The organism is Azospirillum himalayense (genome assembly GCF_042657465.1).
Lineage (GTDB): Bacteria > Pseudomonadota > Alphaproteobacteria > Azospirillales > Azospirillaceae > Azospirillum > Azospirillum himalayense.
Genome location: NZ_JBHSLC010000004.1, coordinates 80,397 through 99,405 on the forward strand (window position 1 = coordinate 80,397; position 19,009 = coordinate 99,405).

Sequence of the window (19,009 nt, forward strand, 5' to 3'; positions counted from 1 at the left end):
CGGGCCCGGAATCGATCCGGGCCCAGAGCCGTGGCGCCGCGGCCGGCGTGGCCGCGGCCGAACCGTCCGGCCGCGGTTGCGGCCGGCGGTTCCCAGAGGATCAAGCCGGAGAGGCTTAGATCTTGCCGACGAGGTCGAGCGACGGGGCGAGCGTCTTCTCACCCTCTTCCCACTTGGCCGGGCAGACCTCGCCCGGGTGCGAGGCGACGTACTGGGCGGCCTTCACCTTGCGGAGCAGCTCGCGGGCGTCGCGGCCGATGCCGCCGGCGGTGATCTCGATGATCTGGATCTTGCCGTCCGGGTCGACGACGAAGGTGCCGCGGTCGGCGAGGCCCTTCTCCTCGATCAGGATCTCGAAGTTGCGGCAGATCGTGGCGGTCGGGTCGCCGACCATGGTGTAGCCGATCTTGCCGATGGCCGGCGAGGTGTCGTGCCAGGCCTTGTGGCAGAAGTGGGTGTCGGTCGAAACGCTGTAGATCTCAACGCCGAGCTTCTGGAACTCGCTGTAGTTATCGGCCAGGTCTTCCAGCTCGGTCGGGCACACGAAGGTGAAGTCCGCCGGGTAGAAGAAGACGACCGACCACTTGCCCTTCAGGTCGGCGTCGCTGACGTCGATGAACTTGCCGCCCTTGAAAGCGGTCGCCTTGAACGGCTTAATCTCGGTGTTGATCAAGGACATGATTTCTCCATCAGTCTGAATGATTGGAGCAAGCTTCCCTCCGGTGTCCTGCCAGCCTGGCGCCGTTTCCCATATGGGCTACCGGTGCCGCGGCATCCCTGCCGGATGTCTGCTCCCCCCTCGTTGGTCGCTTGACACCAGGGAAGTTAGGGGCAATGGGTCAGCGATGGAAGCGAAAAATACCAATCGCTTTGATCGATAAAACCGATTATTGTGCAGCGCATGAAGCCGCTTCCCACCCTGCGCCAGCTCCACTACCTCGTCGCCGTCGTCGATCGCTGCCATTTCGGCAAGGCGGCGGAGGCCTGCCTCGTCAGCCAGTCCACGCTCAGCGCCGGCATCCAGGAATTGGAGAATCTGCTGGGCGCCCCGCTGCTGGAACGAACGCGGCGCACCGTCCTGCCGACCCCGCTGGGCCGCGAGATCGCCGACCGCGCCCGCATCGTCCTGAAGGGGGCGGAGGAGCTGGTGGACATGGCCCGCTCGGTGGAGGACCCGATGTCCGGGCCGCTCCATCTGGGCGTGATCCCGACCATCGGCCCCTTCCTGATCCCCCGCGTGATGCCGGCCCTGCGCGACAGCTTCCCCAAGCTGAAGCTGTTCCTGCGCGAGGACCAGACCGCCCGGCTGCTCGACCGGCTGGAGTCGGGGGAGCTGGACGCGGCCATCCTCGCCCTGCCCTATCCGTCCGGCGACGTGGAATCGATCGACATCGCCGAAGACCGCTTTTCCGTGGTCTGCACGCCCGAGCACCGGCTGAGCGACGTCACGGCGCCCCGCCCGTCCGACGTCGCGCTGGAGGATCTGCTGCTGCTGGAGGATGGGCATTGCCTGCGCGACCACGCGCTGGCCGCCTGCTCGATGGAGGGGGCGCGGCAAAGCGCCACGTTCCAGGGCACCAGCCTGCACACGCTGGTCCAGATGGTCGCCAACGGTCTGGGAGTGACGCTGCTGCCGCAGATGGCGCTCGACTCGGGGATTCTGCGCGGTTTGGATGTGGTGGTCCGCCCGCTCGGCGGGGAACGGCCGTTCCGCCGCATCGGGCTGGTCTGGCGCCGCACGTCCGGCCGCAAGGAAACCTTCCGGCAGCTCGCCGCCGCCCTGAAGACGGAGATGTCCCGCGACAGCGGACCGCAGGCCCCGGCCAACGGCGACGCCAGCGTGCGGACCGCCGCCTGACCGGGCTTAGAGCACGTAGGTCATCACAAGGTACAGCAGCGCCTCGCCGTCGCCCACATTGCGGTAGGCGTGGGGGGCGTCGGCGTCGAACTGGATCGTGTCGCCCTCCTCCAGCCGGTGGGTGCCGTCGCCGGTTTCGATCTCGACCACGCCGCGCCCGACCAGGATGTTCTCCACCGTGCCGATGGTGTGGGCGTCGGCCCGCTCGTCGGTGCCGGGAGCGAGGCGCAGCTCGTAGAACTCCACCTGCCGCTCTCCGCGGAAGGGAAACAGCGCCCGCGAGCTGAACCGTCCGTCGCGCGAGGCCAGCGGCCGGCTGTCCGCCCGCCGGATCACCGTGGTCCCGCCGCTGCCCCCGCTGCTGAGCAGGCTGGAGAAGGGCACGTCGAGCGCGCGGGCGATGGTCCACAGGAAATCGATGTTGGACGGCCCCTGCCCGGCCTCCACCGCCGTCAGCTCCGCCCGGCTGTTGCCCGACAGCTTGGCAAGCGCGTCGACGGACAGCCCCTGGCGGAGTCGGAAGTTGCGGATGTTTTCGGCGATCACGCCGGTCAGCGGGTTGGCGTCGCCATCCGTGCTCCGGGGGTCCGTGCTCCGGGGGGTCGATGTCGTGCTCATGGTGTTTGGCCCTCCCGTTCCATCACTGCGTGCTCATGTCCTGGGATTCAGCGGGGCGCTGACTGGATCTGGTCGAACAGGGCACCCTCGGCGAAATGGGTCGCCTGGGCCTTGCGCCAGCCGCCGAACACGTCGTCCACGGTCACCAACTCCACCGGGGAGAAGCGCCCGGCATATTGCCGCGCCAGCTCGGGATGGCGGGGGCGGTAGAAGTTCCGGGCGGCGATCTCCTGCCCCTCGCGGGTGTAGAGATATTGCACATAGGCCTCGGCCACCTTGCGCGTGCCCTTGCGGTCGACCACGCTGTCCACCACGGACACCGGCGGCTCGGTCAGGATGGACAGGGACGGCACGACGATCTCGAACTGATCGGCGCCAAACTCCTGAAGCGACAGGAAGGCCTCGTTCTCCCAGGCCAGCAGAACGTCGCCGACGCCCTTGCGGGTGAAGGTCAGCGCGGCCCCGCGGGCGCCGCTGTCCAGCACCGGGACATGCCGATACAGATCGGCGACGAACTGCCTGGCCTTCGCCTTGTCGTTGCCGTTGGTCTTCAGCGCGTAGGCCCAGGCGGCAAGGTAGTTCCAGCGCGCCCCGCCCGAAGTCTTCGGGTTGGGCGTGACCACCTCAACGTCCGGCTTCACCAGATCGTCCCAGTCCTTGATCTGCTTCGGGTTGCCCTTACGGACCAGGAAGACGATCGTCGAGGTGTAGGGGGAGCTGTTGTTCGGCAGGCGCGTTCGCCAGTCCTTCGCGATCAGACCGGCGTCTGCAATCGCATCCACGTCGTAGCCCAGAGCCAGCGTCACCACATCGGCGTCCAGCCCATCAATGACCGAGCGCGCCTGCGCGCCCGATCCGCCGTGCGACTGGTGGATGACCACCGTCTCTCCCGACGCGTCCGCCCAGGTGCGGGCAAAGGCCGGATTGAACTCCTCGTACAGCTCCCGCGTCGGGTCGTAAGAGACGTTCAGGATCGTACTGCGGCTCGCGGCGCTGGCGGTCGCCAGGGCGGCCAAGGTCACCAGCCCGACGGCGATGAGGCTCTGGCTGAAGCGCGACGGCATGAACGGTGATCCCCAGGCTGACGGTCGATGGCGCGGTGCCGGGGATTATTGAACACGGACGATCCCTATCAGGCAAGTCGTCTTTTGCGGACTTGTGTGTAATTCACATATGCTCAATTCACATTTATCAAAATTTATATGTGAAAATAGGAGATTGAAAGGCGCCGCCAGCCGAACGGCGCATCCGGACCGGTCAGGCCTGCTTGGCGTCGATGATGCCGCGGCGGATGGCGCGGGTCTTGGTGAAGTGGTCCTGCAACTGCTCCCCCTCGCCCCAACGGATGGCGCGCTGGAGGGCGGTCAGGTCCTCGGTAAAGCGCTGGAGGATTTCCAGGACCGCTTCCCGGTTGTTCAGGAACACGTCGCGCCACATCACCGGATCGCTGGCGGCGATGCGGGTGAAGTCGCGGAAACCGCCGGCCGAGAACTTGATGACCTCGGACTTGGTGTCGTCCTCCAGGTCGGACGCCGTGCCGACGATGGTGTAAGCGATCAGGTGCGGCAGGTGCGAGGTGATGGCCAGCACGCGGTCATGGTGGTTGGCGTCCATCAGTTCCACGGTGGAACCGATGCGGCGCCACATCGTCACCACCTTGTCCACCGCGCCCTCGTTGGCGCCGGGCGGCGGGGTGACGATGCACCAGCGGCCCTGGAACAGGGTGGCGAAGCCCGCTTCCGGCCCCGAATGCTCGGTGCCCGCCACCGGGTGGCCGGGAATCAGATGCACGCCGTCCGGGATGTGCGGCCCGACGTCGCGCAGCACCGCCTGCTTCACCGAGCCGACGTCCGTCACGATCATGCCGGGGCGCAGCAGCGGCCCGAGCTGCTCCCCCACCTCGGCAAAGGCGCCGACGGGAGTCGCCAGGACCACCACGTCCGCACCCTCCAGCGCTTCCGCCAGATCGGTGGTGGCGCGCTCCACGATCCCCAGTTCCACCGCCTTGGCGCAATGCTCCGGGCTGCGGTCCGCGCAGACGACCTGACGCGCCACCCCGTAATGCGTGAGCGCCCGCGCCAGGGACGAACCGATCAGACCCACGCCGACGATGGCGACGCGGTCGAACAGGGGGGCGGCCAGAGGGGCTGCGGTCTCGCTCATGATCTCAGGGCACCGGCTGCGGATGGGTTGCAGAACGCCCCGCTATAAAGCACCAAGGCGCCCTGTGACCAAGGGAAAGTTTGGTCGGCCGGCCTCGTGAGGAAACGCGCGCAGCGGCGCGATCCCCTCTCCCGGGGCGGGAGAGGGAAAGCCACTCCGGCCTTACGCCGCCAGGAAGTCCTTCAGCGCCTGCACCACCTCGCGCATTTCGGCTTCCGTGCCGATGGTGACGCGCAGGCAGCTCGGCAGGCCGTAGGCGGGCATCTGGCGGACCAGGATGCCGCGGCCCTTCAGGAACAGGCGCGCCGTCTCGGCGTCGTCCTTCCCGGAGGTCTGGCCGGCGAAATCGACCAGAACGAAGTTCGTCACGCTGGGGTGGGTCTTCAGCCCCAGCCCCTGCACCTGCTGGACGAACCACTCCCGCCATTCGGTGTTGTGGCTGCGCGAGCGCTCCAGGAACGCGGTGTCCTCCAGCGCCGCCACCCCGGCGATCTGCGCCGCGGAGGAGACGTTGAAGGGGCCGCGCACGCGGTTCAGCACATCGGCGATCCCCGCCGGGCAATAGGCCCAGCCCAGCCGGACCGAGCCCAGCGCGAAGATCTTCGAGAAGGTGCGGGTCATCACCACGTTGGGGAAGCGGTCGACCAGCTCCTGCCCCGCCGAATAGTCGTTGTGGTTCATATACTCGGCGTAGGCCGCGTCAATGACCAGGATGGCGTTCTCCGGCAGGCCGGCGTGCAGGCGGGCCATCTCGTCGGCGGTGATGTAGGTGCCGGTCGGGTTGTTCGGGTTGGCGACGAAGACCAGCCGGGTGCGCGGCGTGACGTGGGCCAGCAGCGAATCCACATCGGTGGTCAGGTTCGTCTCCGGCGCCTGGACCGGGGTGGCGCCGACCGACTTGGCGCCGATCGGGTACATCAGGAAGCCGTGCTGCGAGTACAGCACCTCGTCCCCCGGACCGGCATAGGCGCGGATCAGCAGGGCGATCAGCTCGTCGGAGCCGGCGCCGCAGACCACGCGCTCGGCGTCCAGGCCGAAGCGCTCGGCGATGGCCTTGCGCAGCTTGGCGGAGCCGCCGTCCGGGTAGCGGTGCAGCTCGCCCGCGGCGGCCTTGTAGGCCTCCACGGCGCGCGGGCTGGGGCCGAGCGCGCCTTCGTTGGAGGCGAGGCGGATGTGCCCCGCATGCTCGCCGCCGACATAGGGGGCGATGTCGAGAATCCCCGGGCGGGGCGCCGGGCCGTTGTTCGGCTGGGTCATGTCAGGTCTCGGACCTTGCGGGCGTCATTGGGCGGGCGTCATTGGAAAGACGAGGTGGAGAGATGGAGCGGGACGGCGTAGCCGCCCACGATGTTGATCCGCACCGGGATCTCGCCCAGCCGGCCGGCAAAGGCGGCCAGGCGCGGGTCGGTGTGGTCGACGAAGTCGGCGACCTCGACCAGATGGATGGACGGGCCGGACGGGTCGCGGGCGTGCCAGGTGCAGAAATAGGTCGGGGCGAGGCCGCTCGTCTCCAGATGGTCCTTGAGCCGGCCGCGGCTGAGGTCATGACCCAGCTCGATCCCCAGGAGGGTGCGGTCGTCGCCGGTCGGCTCGTGCGGAACCAGCGCGATGGCCAGCGCGTCGCGGTCCTCGCCGCGGGCGTTGCCGCGCCCGGCGAAGGGCAGCCGCGCCACCACGCGCGGCGTGCGCGCGTCGGACGACACCAGGAAGCGCCACCAGGGGTCCGCGTCGTCTTCCGCCGGGTAGGGAACGACGCCGACGGTGGCCGTGCCCTCCGACACCGCGCGGATGGCGGCGGCGGGGGAGTTGACCGCGGTCATCGGAACGACGCTGCCGAAATGGTCGCGGGCCACGTCCCAGAATCCGCGGCGGTCCTCCGGCGCGTAGACGGCGACGGCGAAGGGCCCCTGGAGACGGGTGAAGGCCGTGATCATCTCCCGCCACATGCGGACGACGGCCATCGCCGGAAAGGAGCCGGCGTGGCGCGCCATCAGGCGGCGCAGGATCACCGCCTCGCGCGCCGGGCGCAGATAGATCGGGCTCTGGGGGTTCCCGCTGACCTGGCCTTCCGCAGCCTCGATCTGGCTTTTGACGACGCCGACGCGCTCCACCACCGCAGCGCGGCGCATCAGCAGGTCGTGGATCGTATCGTCGATGTGATCGATCTCGCGGCGCAGATCGTCGAGCGGGGACTTGGGCGGAGGCATGGGGCGGGAAACCGTCAAATCCAGGGCGAATCCAAAGCCGGATAGTAGTAGTCCGCAAGCGACGCGAAATCAAAGAAAACGTTGACACTCCCAACCGACGATCCGTAGCTATACCGTCCCGTTTTCCGGAGGCCACCGACCCGTCATGTCCGCGCCGAACCCCGCCGCCGCCGTGCCTGCCGCCGCGCCTGCCGAGCCCGCGACGATGCCCGGCCACCGGGTCACGCTCGGGGTGGATCGGCCCATGCGGCTGGACAGCGGAGCGGAGCTGGGTCCCTTCGAGGTCGCCTACCAGACCTATGGCGCGCTGAACGCCGACCGGTCGAACGCCATCCTGATCTGCCACGCCCTGACCGGCGACCATTATGTGCTCGACCAGCATCCGGTGACCGGCAAGCCGGGCTGGTGGGAGATGCTGGTCGGCCCGGGCAAGCCGGTCGACACCGACCGCTATTTCGTCATCTGCTCCAACGTGATCGGCGGCTGCATGGGCTCCACCGGCCCGAAGGAGACCGATCCGGCGACCGGCAAGCCCTACGGCCTCGGCTTTCCCGTCATCACCATCGGCGACATGGTGCGCGCGCAGAAGCTGCTGGTGGAGCATCTGGGGATCGACCAGCTGTTCTGCGTGATCGGCGGCTCGATGGGCGGCATGCAGGTCCTGCAATGGGCGGTGGCCTATCCCGAATCGGTCTTCGCCGCGGTGCCGATCGCCACGGCGGCCCGCCACTCGGCGCAGAACATCGCCTTTCACGAGGTCGGCCGGCAGGCGATCATGGCCGACCCGGACTGGGCCGGCGGCAATTACCTGCTGGAGGGCACCCGCCCCCACCGCGGGCTGGCGGTGGCGCGCATGGCCGCGCACATCACCTACCTGTCGGAGCCGGCGCTGCACCGCAAGTTCGGGCGCAACCTGCAGAACCGCCAGACCGTCACCTACGGCTTCGACGCCGATTTCCAGGTGGAGAGCTATCTGCGCCATCAGGGCATCACCTTCGTCGAGCGGTTCGACGCCAACTCCTACCTCTACATCACGCGGGCAATGGACTATTTCGACCTTGCCGCGGATTACGGGGGCGGCACCCTGTCCAACGCCTTCCGCAAGGACGGCAAGGGCACGCCGGTGCGCTTCTGCCTCGCCAGCTTCTCCAGCGACTGGCTGTTTCCGACCTCCGAATCGCGGGCCATCGTGCACGCGCTGAACGCGGTGGCGGCCAACGTCAGCTTCGTGGAGATCCGCACCGACAAGGGCCACGACTCCTTCCTGCTCGACGAGCCGGAATTCCATCAGGTGATCCGCGGCTTCCTGGACGGCTGCGCCGAGCACCGGGGTCTGACACGGGCGTCCCGGCCATGAGCCCCCTCGACGAGAATCAAGCCGCCGCCCGCGCCGCTTCCGGCAACGGCATCCGCACCGACCTGAGGCTGATCGCCGAGATGGTGGAGCCGGGCAGCCGCGTGCTCGATGTCGGATGCGGCGACGGCGCCCTGCTCGCCTACCTGTCCCGCCAGAAGGGGGTTGACGGGCGCGGGATCGAGCTGTCGATGGACGGCGTGCACCAGTGCGTGGCCCAAGGCCTGTCGGTCATCCAGGGCGACGCCGAGACCGACCTGAAGGACTACCCGCCGGGCGCCTTCGACTACGTGATCCTCAGCCAGACCCTCCAGGCGATGCGCGAGCCGCGGACGGTCCTGGAGACGATGACCCGCATCGGGCGGCGGGCCATCGTGTCGGTGCCGAATTTCGGCTATTGGCGCATCCGCGTGCAGCTCCTGCTGACCGGGCGCATGCCGGTGACCGAGAAGCTGGGCTACCAGTGGTGGGAAACGCCCAACATCCATTTCTGCACGATCAAGGATTTCGTTGTCCTGGCGGAGGAGATGGGCATCCGCATCGAGCGCTGCATGATCGTCAACGACACCGGAAGGGTCACCGGCCACGCCCATTCCGGGCTCGCCAACCTGCTGGGCGAGCAGGGCGTCTTCCTGCTGCGCCGGGACTGACCGGACCCCGCCGCTTCCCGGCGATGCAACCCCTGCCCCGCTGGCGCTGTTGATAGGCAAAGTCCGTTCAACAACAGACCAGCGGGAGCCACGCACCATGCGCCTCGTCCCCTCCTCCATCCTGGCCGCATCGGCCGCCGTCCTGCTGCTGTCCGGCGCCGCATCGGCCCAAACATCGCAGGCCCAGGCCCCGCAAGCGTCACCGGACGCCGCGCGTCCCCCGCTGATGACGGCGCCGCGCCCGGACGACACCCCGGCCACCCCACCCGCCGCCTCGCCGGAGGGGCTCGGCGGCGACGCACCCTCTGACGAGATGCAGCGCGCGGCCCCCTCCGTCGCCGCGATTCCCCATCTGCTGACCCCGGAGGAGGCGCGGACCCTGATCGGCAAGGAGGTGCGGACCCGCGACGGTCAGCCTGGCGGCTCCATCAAGGATTTCACGCTGGACGGCAGCGCCGCCTCGATCGAACGGATCGTGCTGGCTCCCGCCGAGGGCAGCGGGGCGGACGGGAAGCTGCGGTCCCTGCCGGTCAGCATGCTGCGCACCGACATTGCGGGCGCGGCCGCCAGCAGCGACGGCTCCACGCCGCCGACTTTGGACCTGCCGGCGGCCGAACTCGCGCGGGCGCCGGAATTCACCTACGGCGAGGGCGTGAAGACGGTGAGCGGCCAGCCGCAGTGACGGCTCAAGCGCCGCTGTCCACGGCGCGCAGCAGGTCAAGAACAAGCCGCTCGCCGTCCGGCCAGGGACCGTAGCCGGCGGCGGTGTTGATGTGGCCGAGATCGCCCGCATCGATGAAGTCGGCGCCCCACCCCACCGCGAAGGCGCAGGAACGCGCGATCGCAGCGTAGGGGTCGTTGCGGCTGGCCAGCACCAGCGCGCGGAAGGGCAGCGGATCGGTGGGCACCGGGGCGAAGCCGTGGACCTCCGGCGGCGTGTGCTCCGCCGATTCGACGTCGGGCGGGGCGACCAGCAGGGCGGCGGCGACGTTGCCGACCGCCGAGCCGCTCCGCACGGCCCAATGGGCCACCGTCATGCCGCCCAGGCTGTGGGCGATCAGCACCACCGGGGCGGCCGCGGCAGCCACCGCCTGTTCCAGCGACCACACCCAGTCCTCCAGGGCCGGCGCGTCCCAATCGGCCTGCTCGACCCGCGTGAAGGACGGGTGGCGCTGCTGCAACCAGCTTTGCCAGTGGTCCGGGCCGGAATTGCCGAGTCCGGGGACGATGAGAACGCTCGCCTTCGCCATGGGGTCCGATCCGCTGCGGTGACCACGAAAGTTACAAACCGCAACGACCCCGGAGCAAGACCTACGGCTCCTCCGACACCCGCCACGCGCCGGACCCCGCCGGGCGGCGGGCCGGGGCCGCGCCGCCGGGAAGCGGGACGATCAGGCGGCGCTTGGCCGGCTGCTGGGTCTTGCGCGACACCCCGGCGAAGATCTGCTTGGACGCCTCGATCATCGTGACCCCGGCGAAGGCCTTGAACCAGCGTCCGCCGACCTCCTCCCAGGCCGGGGCGGTCTTCATCAGGAAGCGGGAACGCAGCGGCGGCAGGAACAGGGCGTGGCCGGTGCGCTCCGGCACGAACATGGTGTCGCGCAGCACCTGCTTCAGTTGGGAGGCCGAATAGGGAAAGCCATGGCCGAAGGGCGTCCAGTCGGCCCGCGCCCACAGGCCGCGGCGGTTGGGCACCACCACCAGCACGCGCCCGCCGCCGGCCAGCACGCGCCAGATCTCCCGCATCATCGGGCGGAGCTGCTCCGTCCCTTCCAGCCCGTGGACGAGCAGCACGCGGTCCACCGACATGTCGGCCAATGGCAGGTCCGCCTCGTCGCCCAGCGCGACCAGCCCCGGCCCGCCCGGCGGCCAGAAGGTCACGCCCTGGGTCGCCGGCATGATCGAGAACACCCGCTCCGCCTCGTCGCGGAAGGGTTGCAGGTACGGCGTCGTGTAGCCGACCCCCAGCACGATCTGGCCACGCAGGTCGGGCCAGATCGTGCGGATGCGCCGGCGGATCATCCGCCGCGCCGCCTGACCAAGCCCGGACTCGTAGAATTCACGAAGATCGACGATATCGGTGTACATGGTCATCCCAGGCTATCACGTTTTGATCAAACGTCCATTCATGCGGGAGGGGCCCAAGCCCATGGACATCCACCTGATTCCGGCGTTCAACGACAACTACATCTACCTCCTGCGCGACCCGGCCAGCGGCGCTGTGGGTGTCGTCGATCCCGGCGACGCGCAGCCTGTGCTGGCGGAACTGGACCGGCGCAACTGGACGCTGACGCACATCTTCAACACCCACCATCACAACGACCACATCGGCGGCAACCACGCGCTGAAGGCGCGCTATGGCGCCGACGTGATCGGTCCGCGCGCCGACGTCGCCCGCATTCCCGATATGGAGACGTGTCTGGGCGAAGGCGAGACCATTTCGTTCGGATCGCTCACCGCACACGTGTTTTTCGTCCCTGGCCACACCTCCGGCCACATCGCCTTCTGGTTTCCGGAGGCCAAGGCTCTGTTCTGCGGGGACACGCTGTTCGCGCTCGGCTGCGGGCGGCTGTTCGAGGGCACGCCGGCCCAGATGTGGACCTCTCTGGTCAAGCTGCGCGGCCTGCCGGACGACACGCGCGTCTATTGCGGCCACGAATACACCCTGTCCAACGCCCGATTCGCCGTGACGGTGGAGCCGGACAACGCCGCCCTGAAGGCCCGCGCGGCGGAGATTGCCGCACAGCGCGAGCGCGGGGAGCCGACCATCCCCTCCATCCTGGGCGTCGAGAAGGCCACCAACCCCTTCCTGCGCGCCGACGTGCCGGAGGTCCAGTCCGCCCTCGGCATGGCCGGGGCCGACCCGGTGGCGGTCTTTGCCGAGATCCGCGGCCGCAAGGATCGCTTTTAAGAGGGACCGCTTTCAAGACGGCGCGCCCTCGCGCTACGCTGACGCCCACAGAACGGGAGGAGAGATTTTGATGAAGCTGCGCTGGAGCCCGACCTCGCCCTACGTCCGCAAGGTCGCGATGGTCCTCATCGAATGCGGGCTGGAGTCGGCGGTCGAGAAGCAGGTGACCAACGCCTGGGCGCCGGACACCGACCTGCCGGCGGACAACCCGCTGGGCAAGGTGCCGGCCCTGATCCTGGACGACGGCTCGGCACTCTACGACAGCCCGGTGATCGCCGAGTATCTCGACTCGCTGCACGATGGCCCGCGCCTGTTCCCGGCCGCCGGCCCGGCGCGCTGGACGGCCCTGCGCCAGCAGGCACTGGCCGACGGCATCTGCGACGCCGCCATCCTGCGCCGCCTGGAGCTTCAACGTCCGGACGGTGAGCGCTCCGAAACCTGGGCGGACCGCCAGCGCCGCGCCGTGGCCCGCGCGCTCGACGTGCTGGAGGCGGAGGCGCCGGCCCTCGACGGCAGGCTGACCATCGGCACGCTGTCCATCCTGGTGGCGCTCGGCTACCTCGACTTCCGCTTCGGGCACGAGGACTGGCGGGCGGGCCGTCCGGAGCTGGCGGCGTGGTTCGCCGCCGCCTCCGACCTCGACAGCTTCCGCCGCACCACGCCGCCGCCGGCGTAAGGGCCGCCGTGGGAAAGGACGACGCCATGGAGACCCTGACGCCCGAGCGCATCATCGCGACGCTGGGCATGCAGCCCCATCCGGAAGGCGGCCACTATGTGGAAACCTTCCGGGACGCCCCGTCGGGCGGCGGACGCGGGGTCAAGACCGGCATCCACTACCTGCTGCAGGCGGGCGAGCGCTCCCACTGGCACAGGGTGGACGCGGTCGAGATGTGGCACTGGCACGCCGGAGGGCCGCTGGAGCTGTCCATTTCCACCGACGGGCGGTCGGTGGAGCGTGTGGTGCTGGGGATGGACCTTGCGGGCGGCCAGCGCCCGCAGGGGGTCGTTCCGGCGCAGGCGTGGCAGGCGGCACGGCCGCTGGCGGGCTGGGTTCTGGTGGGTTGCACCGTATCCCCCGCCTTCGAATTCGCCGGTTTCGAGATGGCGCCGGAGGGGTGGGAACCCGGATAACGGAACCCGCTCAGCACCCCCGCGAACGAAAAAGGCGCCCCGGAAACGGGGCGCCTTTTTCTTGTTGGCCTTCGGAAATCAGCCCTCAGGGCTGTTCCAGGTTGATCCGGCTCGGCAACGGGTCGAGCTGGTCGCGGTACTTGGCATCGGGGCGCGCGGCGTAGGGCTTGGAAGTCGGCGACATCAGCGTCTCGAAGCTGAGGGCGCAGATCCGCATGCCCGGGCGCAGCGCCAGCGGCAGCCGTCCGCAATTGAAGAATTCCAGCGTGATGCGGCCGTTCCAGCCCGGATCGATGGTGTGCGCGGTGGCGTGCACCATCAGGCCCAGGCGGGCGAGGCTGCTGCGGCCGTCCAGGCGACCGGCGATGTCGTTGGGCAGGCCGATGCGCTGCACGGTGATGCCGAGCACCAGCTCGCCCGGATGCAGGAAGAACGGCTCGCCGACGGGAACCTCGACGCGGTCCATCAGCTTGTCGGGAACCTGGCTGGGATGCCCCTCCGGCGGGGCGAGGTCAACGAAGGCCGCCTTGCCCGGCGGGAAGACCTGGAAGGCGCTCCCGAGCTGGAGGTCGACCGACATGGCGCCGATCTGGCTCTCCGCCGGCAACGGGTCGATCTCGATGCGTCCTTCGGCGAGGTATCGGCGAATATCGACGTCTGACAGCTTCATTCCTTCCGAACCTCCTGGCGAACCCGCAATCGGCGCGGCTCCGGTCGCGTCCCTGGCGCACTCTATAGCCGGATCGACGCCTCTCGACAACACAATCACCAGTCCCTTAGATGGGGCCGCTTTGCACAAGGGGTGATGGGAATGGCGGTATCCTCGATCGACGCGGCGGCAACGGAGCATGAGGCCACCCTGCGGCGGCTGTCCGTGATCCTGGGCGATGTCCCGCCCGAGGGTGACCGGCCGGACGCGGTCGCGCTGTTCCGCAGCCACGTCGCAGAACACGGAGAGCGGGTCAGTGCCCTCAAGGCCTCGGTGTCGCCGCTGTTCGTCGAAAACGGCGACCTCGCCGCCTACGCCACCACCGACGGCCCGCTGCCGGCGCTGATCCTGGTCGGCGACAATCCGGGGCGCCGGGAGTTCGAGCAGTCCGTCTATCTCTGTGTCCAGGGGCGCGCGGGGGCCATGGCGCACAGCTTCTTCGACGGCATCTTCGGCGCCGGTTCCTTCCGCCGCAAGGTGATGGTGCTGAACAAAAGCTCCTTCCACACACCGCGCACGGTGGGGCTGACCGAGGCGATGCGCGGCGATCCGGCGCTCGCCGAGGCCATCCGGCGCGACCAGGAGGAAAACGCCCGCCTGATCGCCGACTCGGTGGCCCTGCTCGGCGTTCCGGTCGTCACCATCGGCATGGAGAGCGGCGGGACGACCTTCCAGAGTTTCCGCAAGACTCTGGAAACCCGCTACCGCGCGCTCGGCAACCCGCCAGCCGTCTTCCAGGGAAAGCGTCTCGCCGGCCCCTTCCGCAAGGTGCCGCACTTCTCGCTGTCGAAGATCTTCTGCCGCAACGCCGATGCCGCCTGGAACGCCGGGTTGGACGGCTTCCTGGCCCGCCACGCCGCGGTTCCGGGCCTGCGGACGGAGAACGGCAACGTCTCGTCCAAGCTGCTGCTCGGGCTGGGTGATGGCCCCCTGCTTGCCGATTACCTGGACCGGGTGATCCTCGGCAACGCTGGATAAACCGCCGCTTCCGTCAATGGCTCAGGGTCTGCCGGGCCTTGCGGCAGGCGTCCTCGCAGGTCCGGCAGGCTTCGGCGCAGATGCGGCAATGCTGGTGCATGCCGGCGTGGCGCTCGCACTCCTCGGCGCACAGACGGCAGGCGGTGGCGCAGGCGTCGAGCATGGCGCGGATCACCGCCTCGTTGGAGCCGCTGCGCCGGGTTGCGACGGAGCCGGTCGCCGTGCAGACGTCGGCGCAATCCATATTCAAGCGGATGCACTGGACCAGTTCGGCCACCTGATCCTCGCCCAGGCAGGCGTCGGCGCAGGTGGTGCAGGTCTGGGCGCAGTCGTAGCAGGCCTCGATGCAGCGGATGAGCGCGTCGTTGGTGTTGCCGCGGACCTGAGGGTGCGTGCTGATCATTTCGCGGGCGTGCATGGGCAGCCTCCGAGGGACAGGGGTGGGGGTATGGGCGTCGGTGCCCTCCTTCCGCCAACAGCGCCACGCCGCCATGGTTCGGAAAATCTCCACCCTTTCCCTGGCCCCTCCCACGCGCCCCGGTTTACAAGCGATCGGCACGGCTTGAGGGGAAACGCGGGTGTTCAACGAGACGGTCGGACTGACGACGCTGATTCTGGTCATCGCCACGCTGTACGCCGCGGTCGGGCAGGCGGGAGCCTCCGGCTATCTCGCGGTCATGGGCATCGTCGGGCTCGACCCCGCGACGATGAAGCCGACCGCGCTCGCCCTCAACCTTCTGGTGGCGACCATCGGCACAATCCGCTTCGCCCGCGCCGGGCTGTTCACGTGGCGGGCCTTCTACCCATTCGGCGTGCTGGGAATGCCCTTCTCATTCCTCGGCGGCACGATGCACCTGCCGCCGCAACTCTACTACCCGCTGGTCGGGGCGATCCTGCTCCTGGCGGCGCTGGAGCTGGCGCGGTCCACCTGGGTGGCGCGTGGGACGCCCGGGCGCACGGATGCGGCAGCACCACCCTTCCTGCCGGCGCTCACCGCCGGGGCCGCCGTTGGCTTCCTGTCCGGAATGACCGGCACCGGCGGCGGCATCTTCCTGGCGCCGCTGATTCTGCTTATGGGCTGGGTCGAGACGCGTCGCGCCGCCGCCGTCTCGGCCGCCTACAACCTGCTGAACTCGGCGGCGGCGCTGGCCGGGACCTGGACAACCGCGTCCACCCTGCCCGCGGCTTTGCCATGGTGGCTGGCTGCCGCCGGAGCGGGCGGCGCGGTCGGCGCCTGGCTGGGCAGCCGTCATCTGCCGACCGCCATACTGCGCTATCTGCTGGCGGCGATCCTCGCCTTGTCCGCCCTCAAGATGCTGACGGCCTGATCCGCGAGTTCTCCCACGCCCGCCGCTCCCAGACATGGGCGGGCAGTCGGCTCATCAGGCCGATGGGCAGCAGGAACAAGGCGACGTTGGTCCAGCACAAGGCGCGGCGTCCGTCTCCCCGGCCCTGCGGCGCCTGCGCGGCCGCGCGCTCCATCCAGCCGCCGCTCGCCTCCCGGTAATCCGGCATGGCCTCCAGAACGCCGCCAGAGGTGTCGTGGGCCGGGCGGTTGTCGAACATGTCGCGGTCCATCCGGTGGGCCAGCATGCGGTCGGCCAGCGCCGGCGCCACCACATGCGGCAGAGCGGCGGAGCGCCCCGCGGCGCCGACGAACAGCTCCGGCCGGGGATTTTCGGCCAAGCGCAGGATGGCCTCGGCAACCTCCTCCGGCGGGCGCAGCGGCGTCATTGCCTTGACGGCGCGGCCGGTGTAGTTGGCGCCATGCTGCCACAGCGGCGTGTCGATGGGGCCGGGCAGCACGGTGCAGACCTGAATGCCGGGATCCTCCACCAGCTCCTGCCGCAGCGTCTCGGAGAAGCCGCGCACCGCGAACTTGCTGGCGGCGTAGGCGGCGGCGTAGCGCTGCCCGACGATGGAGGCCAGCGAGGCGACGTTGATGACGGTGCCCTCCCCCCGCTCCAGGAAATGCGGCAGCACGGCGCGGCAGCCGTTGGCGGTGCCGAAGAAATTGGTGCGCATCACCTCCTCGAACACGTCCTGCGGAGTCTCCTCGAAGCGCCCGAAGGCGATGACGCCCGCGTTGTTCACCCAGACGTCGATCCCACCGAACACCTCGATGGCGCGCTCGGCCAGCCGGTTCATCTGCTCGTGGTCGCGCACGTCGGTGGGCACGACCATCGCCCGCCCCCCGGCCTCGATGCAGTCCTCCGCGACCTCGTGCAGGGCGGCGTGGCGCCGCGCCGCCAGCACCACCGCGGCGCCATGACGCGCGAACTCCAGGGCGGTCGCCCGGCCGATCCCGCTGGACGCCCCGGTGATGACCACCACCTTGTCGAAATGCCGACCGGCCATAAGCGTTGCTCCCGCATTGTTCGTTCGAATCCGTTTCCCTGGCTAACATCCCAGCCCGGCAAAGGTGCCCTGGGCCAACGGACCGCCAAACTGTCCGGAACACCAAATCTATGGGAACGGTGGAGACGGCGGCGCGAACCCGCTACAGTCGCGGCGTCCGGTGCCCATGCAGAAGAAGAGGTTACGTCCGTGGCGGCCAAGGAACTCGACGTGAAGGGGCTGCATTGCCCGCTGCCCATCCTGCGGACGCGCGCCCTGCTGGACAAAATGGCCGAGGGGGAGGAGGTGATCGTCTACGCCACCGACCCGGCATCGATCATCGACTTCAAGCATTTCTGCAACACGACCGACAACGTGCTGCTGGCGCACGAGACGCGCGGGGAGGTGTTCGTGTACCACATCCGCCGCGGCGTCTCCGCCGCCTGACGTTCATCTCCATTCCTGAAGGAGTCCGCCCCATGCCGACCCTGCGCCCCGCGGTCCCGCCCCCGCTGCGTCCTGGTGCTGTGGTCCATGGCCCCGGTTCCATCGCCGTCGACGCGATGATCGACCGCTTCGTGATGGAGCTGCGGCGGCGCGGCTTCCGCGTCGGCGGCGTGATCCAGCGCAACACCGGCGCGCCCGGCGACTGCGCCGACCTGATGGAACTGGTGGACGTCGCCACCGGCCAGGCCTACGACATCTCTCAGCATCTCGGCCGCGAATCGCAGTCCTGCCGCGTCGATCCCCAGGGGGTGGCCGAAGCCAGCCAGGCGTTGCGCCGCGCCATCGCGGAGCGCGCCGACCTGCTGGTGGTCAACAAGTTCGCCGGGCTGGAAGCGCATGGCGAAGGGCTGGCGGACGAGCTGCTGGCCGGCATCGCCGAGGGCATCCCGGTGCTGACCAGCGTCGGCAGCCGCTTCCTCAACGAATGGCAGAGCTTCACCGGCGGCTTCACCACGCTGATCTCGCCGGACGAGGACGCGCTGTGGCGCTGGTGGGGAGCGCACCGGCTTTACGACGACCTGCTGCACGGCGTGGAGGACGCCGAGGTCCGCGCCATCACCATCGGCGCCAAATGGATCATGGTGGAGACGGACGGCGCCGGGGGACCCGGCATCGGTCTGGCCGCTCGCCCGCAGTCGGCGCCGCCGCCCGATCCGGCGCGCTGGGCCGGCGTCGGCCTCGCCGAACTGGCCGCCCACGCCGCGCGCTCCTGGGACCCGCAGGAGGCCGCGGTCGGCATGGCCGCGCTGAACGCCCATTACAACCGCCCCGACCTGACCGGCTCTTCGGCCAACGGGCTGGACCTGTTCACCGGCATGGAGGGGCGCGTCGTCGTCTTCGGCGCCTTCCCGCAGATTGCCCGTCGCCTGCCCAACGCCCATGTGGTCGAAATGAACCCCAGCGACGGGGAGTATCCGGAGGCCGCCGGGGAATGGCTGCTGCCGGGGGCAGAGGGCGCGGCGATCACCGCCTCCACCCTGACCAACCGCACCCTGCCCCGCCTGCTGTCGGTGGCGGAGGGAACCCGCGTCGCCCTGGTCGGGCCGGGGACGCCGCTGACCCCGCGGCTGTTCCGCTACGGCATCGCCGCGCTGGCCGGCTTCGTGGTGGAGAACCGCGACGCCGTGGCCGAGGCGATCCTGGCCGGGGGCTCGTCCCAGAGCTTCCACCGCCATGGCCGCTTCGTCACGCTGCACAACGAACAGAATTGAGAGGGATTGGAATGGACGAGAAGACCCGCACCGAGTTGGAAGCCGCCGCGTTCCGCGGTCTGGTCGCGCATCTTCAGAAGCGCACCGACGTGCAGAACATCGACCTGATGAATCTGGCCGGCTTCTGCCGCAACTGCCTGTCCAAATGGTACGCCGCCGCCGCCCGGGAGCGGAACGTGCCGCTGACCGACGAGGAGGCCCGCATCGCCGTCTACGGCATGCCCTATTCGGAATGGAAGGCGAAGCACCAGAAGGAAGCCACCCCCGAGCAGCAGAAGACCTTCGAGGACACCAAGCCCCTGCACGCCGAGATCAGCGGCCACATGCCGAAGAAGTAAAGGCTCTCTCTCCCTCTCCCGCCTCCGGGAGAGGGAG

23 protein-coding genes are annotated in these 19,009 nt (G+C 69.2%); 12 read left to right on the forward strand and 11 right to left on the reverse strand.

Annotated elements, in window-relative coordinates:
* Positions 1–115 precede the first annotated feature (115 nt).
* The gene (ahpC, locus tag ACFPMG_RS02385) at positions 116–679 is read right to left on the reverse strand and encodes an alkyl hydroperoxide reductase subunit C (protein ID WP_145623952.1); all 564 of its coding nucleotides are present in this window, start codon (positions 677–679) and stop codon (positions 116–118) included.
* 222 nt (positions 680–901) lie between these two features.
* Here ahpC and ACFPMG_RS02390 point away from each other — a divergent pair, with 222 nt between their 5' ends.
* A complete protein-coding gene (locus ACFPMG_RS02390; protein ID WP_376993638.1) occupies positions 902–1,858 on the forward strand; it encodes a hydrogen peroxide-inducible genes activator in 957 nt (318 codons plus the stop codon).
* Positions 1,859–1,864: 6 nt separating this feature from the next.
* Here the strand turns inward: ACFPMG_RS02390 and ACFPMG_RS02395 are convergent, their stop codons facing one another.
* The 5 genes from ACFPMG_RS02395 to ACFPMG_RS02415 all read right to left on the reverse strand — a co-directional run bounded on the left by ACFPMG_RS02395 (position 1,865) and on the right by ACFPMG_RS02415 (position 6,846).
* Entirely contained in the window at positions 1,865–2,476 is a 612-nt protein-coding gene (locus ACFPMG_RS02395) for a helix-turn-helix domain-containing protein (protein ID WP_376993639.1), read from the reverse strand.
* Between the two features lie 47 nt (positions 2,477–2,523).
* Positions 2,524–3,540 carry a sulfate ABC transporter substrate-binding protein gene (locus ACFPMG_RS02400; RefSeq protein ID WP_376993640.1) on the reverse strand — a complete coding sequence of 339 codons (1,017 nt, stop codon included), beginning with the start codon at positions 3,538–3,540 and terminating at the stop codon, positions 2,524–2,526.
* A gap of 193 nt (positions 3,541–3,733) precedes the next feature.
* Entirely contained in the window at positions 3,734–4,639 is a 906-nt protein-coding gene (locus ACFPMG_RS02405; RefSeq protein ID WP_376993641.1) for a prephenate/arogenate dehydrogenase family protein, read from the reverse strand.
* Between the two features lie 162 nt (positions 4,640–4,801).
* Positions 4,802–5,896 (reverse strand): histidinol-phosphate transaminase, encoded by a 1,095-nt coding sequence (hisC, locus tag ACFPMG_RS02410; protein WP_376993642.1) that lies wholly within the window; start codon positions 5,894–5,896, stop codon positions 4,802–4,804.
* Positions 5,897–5,934: 38 nt separating this feature from the next.
* The gene (locus ACFPMG_RS02415) at positions 5,935–6,846 is read right to left on the reverse strand and encodes a chorismate mutase (RefSeq protein ID WP_376993643.1); all 912 of its coding nucleotides are present in this window, start codon (positions 6,844–6,846) and stop codon (positions 5,935–5,937) included.
* Positions 6,847–7,051: 205 nt separating this feature from the next.
* Between ACFPMG_RS02415 and metX the strand changes: the two genes are divergently transcribed.
* The 3 genes from metX (at position 7,052) to ACFPMG_RS02430 (ending at position 9,532) form a co-directional block, all read left to right on the forward strand.
* Entirely contained in the window at positions 7,052–8,203 is a 1,152-nt protein-coding gene (gene metX / locus ACFPMG_RS02420) for a homoserine O-acetyltransferase MetX (protein ID WP_376993827.1), read from the forward strand.
* Positions 8,200–8,850 carry a methionine biosynthesis protein MetW gene (gene metW / locus ACFPMG_RS02425; RefSeq protein WP_376993644.1) on the forward strand — a complete coding sequence of 217 codons (651 nt, stop codon included), beginning with the start codon at positions 8,200–8,202 and terminating at the stop codon, positions 8,848–8,850. The genes metX and metW overlap by 4 nt, the downstream gene beginning before the upstream one ends.
* Positions 8,851–8,947: 97 nt before the next feature.
* Entirely contained in the window at positions 8,948–9,532 is a 585-nt protein-coding gene (locus ACFPMG_RS02430) for a PRC-barrel domain-containing protein (protein ID WP_376993645.1), read from the forward strand.
* A gap of 4 nt (positions 9,533–9,536) precedes the next feature.
* Here the strand turns inward: ACFPMG_RS02430 and ACFPMG_RS02435 are convergent, their stop codons facing one another.
* Both ACFPMG_RS02435 and ACFPMG_RS02440 read right to left on the reverse strand, forming a co-directional pair.
* Positions 9,537–10,100: an RBBP9/YdeN family alpha/beta hydrolase gene (locus ACFPMG_RS02435; protein WP_376993646.1), complete on the reverse strand. Its 564-nt coding sequence runs from the start codon at positions 10,098–10,100 to the stop codon at positions 9,537–9,539.
* A 61-nt stretch (positions 10,101–10,161) separates the two neighbouring features.
* On the reverse strand, positions 10,162–10,938 hold the full coding sequence (locus tag ACFPMG_RS02440; protein WP_040134347.1) for a class I SAM-dependent methyltransferase: 777 nt from the start codon (positions 10,936–10,938) through the stop codon (positions 10,162–10,164).
* A gap of 61 nt (positions 10,939–10,999) precedes the next feature.
* On the opposite strand from ACFPMG_RS02440, the gene gloB reads away from it, so the two are divergent.
* The 3 genes from gloB (at position 11,000) to ACFPMG_RS02455 (ending at position 12,892) form a co-directional block, all read left to right on the forward strand.
* Positions 11,000–11,761: a hydroxyacylglutathione hydrolase gene (gene gloB / locus ACFPMG_RS02445; RefSeq protein ID WP_376993647.1), complete on the forward strand. Its 762-nt coding sequence runs from the start codon at positions 11,000–11,002 to the stop codon at positions 11,759–11,761.
* A gap of 70 nt (positions 11,762–11,831) precedes the next feature.
* A complete protein-coding gene (locus tag ACFPMG_RS02450; RefSeq protein ID WP_376993648.1) occupies positions 11,832–12,437 on the forward strand; it encodes a glutathione S-transferase N-terminal domain-containing protein in 606 nt (201 codons plus the stop codon).
* A 26-nt stretch (positions 12,438–12,463) separates the two neighbouring features.
* Positions 12,464–12,892 (forward strand): cupin domain-containing protein, encoded by a 429-nt coding sequence (locus tag ACFPMG_RS02455; protein WP_376993649.1) that lies wholly within the window; start codon positions 12,464–12,466, stop codon positions 12,890–12,892.
* 85 nt (positions 12,893–12,977) lie between these two features.
* On the opposite strand, the gene dcd is transcribed toward ACFPMG_RS02455, so the two are convergent.
* Entirely contained in the window at positions 12,978–13,562 is a 585-nt protein-coding gene (gene dcd, locus ACFPMG_RS02460; RefSeq protein WP_040134349.1) for a dCTP deaminase, read from the reverse strand.
* Between the two features lie 141 nt (positions 13,563–13,703).
* Between dcd and ACFPMG_RS02465 the strand changes: the two genes are divergently transcribed.
* Positions 13,704–14,579 (forward strand): hypothetical protein, encoded by an 876-nt coding sequence (locus ACFPMG_RS02465; RefSeq protein ID WP_376993650.1) that lies wholly within the window; start codon positions 13,704–13,706, stop codon positions 14,577–14,579.
* Between the two features lie 13 nt (positions 14,580–14,592).
* Here ACFPMG_RS02465 and ACFPMG_RS02470 read toward each other — a convergent pair whose 3' ends face one another.
* A complete protein-coding gene (locus ACFPMG_RS02470) occupies positions 14,593–14,997 on the reverse strand; it encodes a four-helix bundle copper-binding protein (RefSeq protein ID WP_376993651.1) in 405 nt (134 codons plus the stop codon).
* Between the two features lie 160 nt (positions 14,998–15,157).
* Here ACFPMG_RS02470 and ACFPMG_RS02475 point away from each other — a divergent pair, with 160 nt between their 5' ends.
* Complete coding sequence (locus ACFPMG_RS02475; RefSeq protein ID WP_376993652.1) at positions 15,158–15,907, forward strand: sulfite exporter TauE/SafE family protein; 750 nt, start codon at positions 15,158–15,160, stop codon at positions 15,905–15,907.
* Here the strand turns inward: ACFPMG_RS02475 and ACFPMG_RS02480 are convergent.
* Positions 15,888–16,937: an SDR family oxidoreductase gene (locus ACFPMG_RS02480; protein WP_376993653.1), complete on the reverse strand. Its 1,050-nt coding sequence runs from the start codon at positions 16,935–16,937 to the stop codon at positions 15,888–15,890. The two genes, ACFPMG_RS02475 and ACFPMG_RS02480, sit on opposite strands and share 20 nt — an antisense overlap.
* Before the next feature lie 189 nt (positions 16,938–17,126).
* Between ACFPMG_RS02480 and ACFPMG_RS02485 the strand changes: the two genes are divergently transcribed.
* From ACFPMG_RS02485 to ACFPMG_RS02495, 3 genes are read left to right on the forward strand one after another with little or no spacing between them, the layout of a single operon-like run.
* Positions 17,127–17,363 carry a sulfurtransferase TusA family protein gene (locus tag ACFPMG_RS02485; protein WP_376993654.1) on the forward strand — a complete coding sequence of 79 codons (237 nt, stop codon included), beginning with the start codon at positions 17,127–17,129 and terminating at the stop codon, positions 17,361–17,363.
* 32 nt (positions 17,364–17,395) lie between these two features.
* A complete protein-coding gene (locus ACFPMG_RS02490; protein WP_376993655.1) occupies positions 17,396–18,634 on the forward strand; it encodes a DUF2478 domain-containing protein in 1,239 nt (412 codons plus the stop codon).
* An 11-nt stretch (positions 18,635–18,645) separates the two neighbouring features.
* Positions 18,646–18,972, forward strand: coding sequence for a DUF1244 domain-containing protein (locus tag ACFPMG_RS02495; RefSeq protein ID WP_149650130.1), 327 nt, complete (start codon positions 18,646–18,648; stop codon positions 18,970–18,972).
* Positions 18,973–19,009 lie beyond the last annotated feature (37 nt).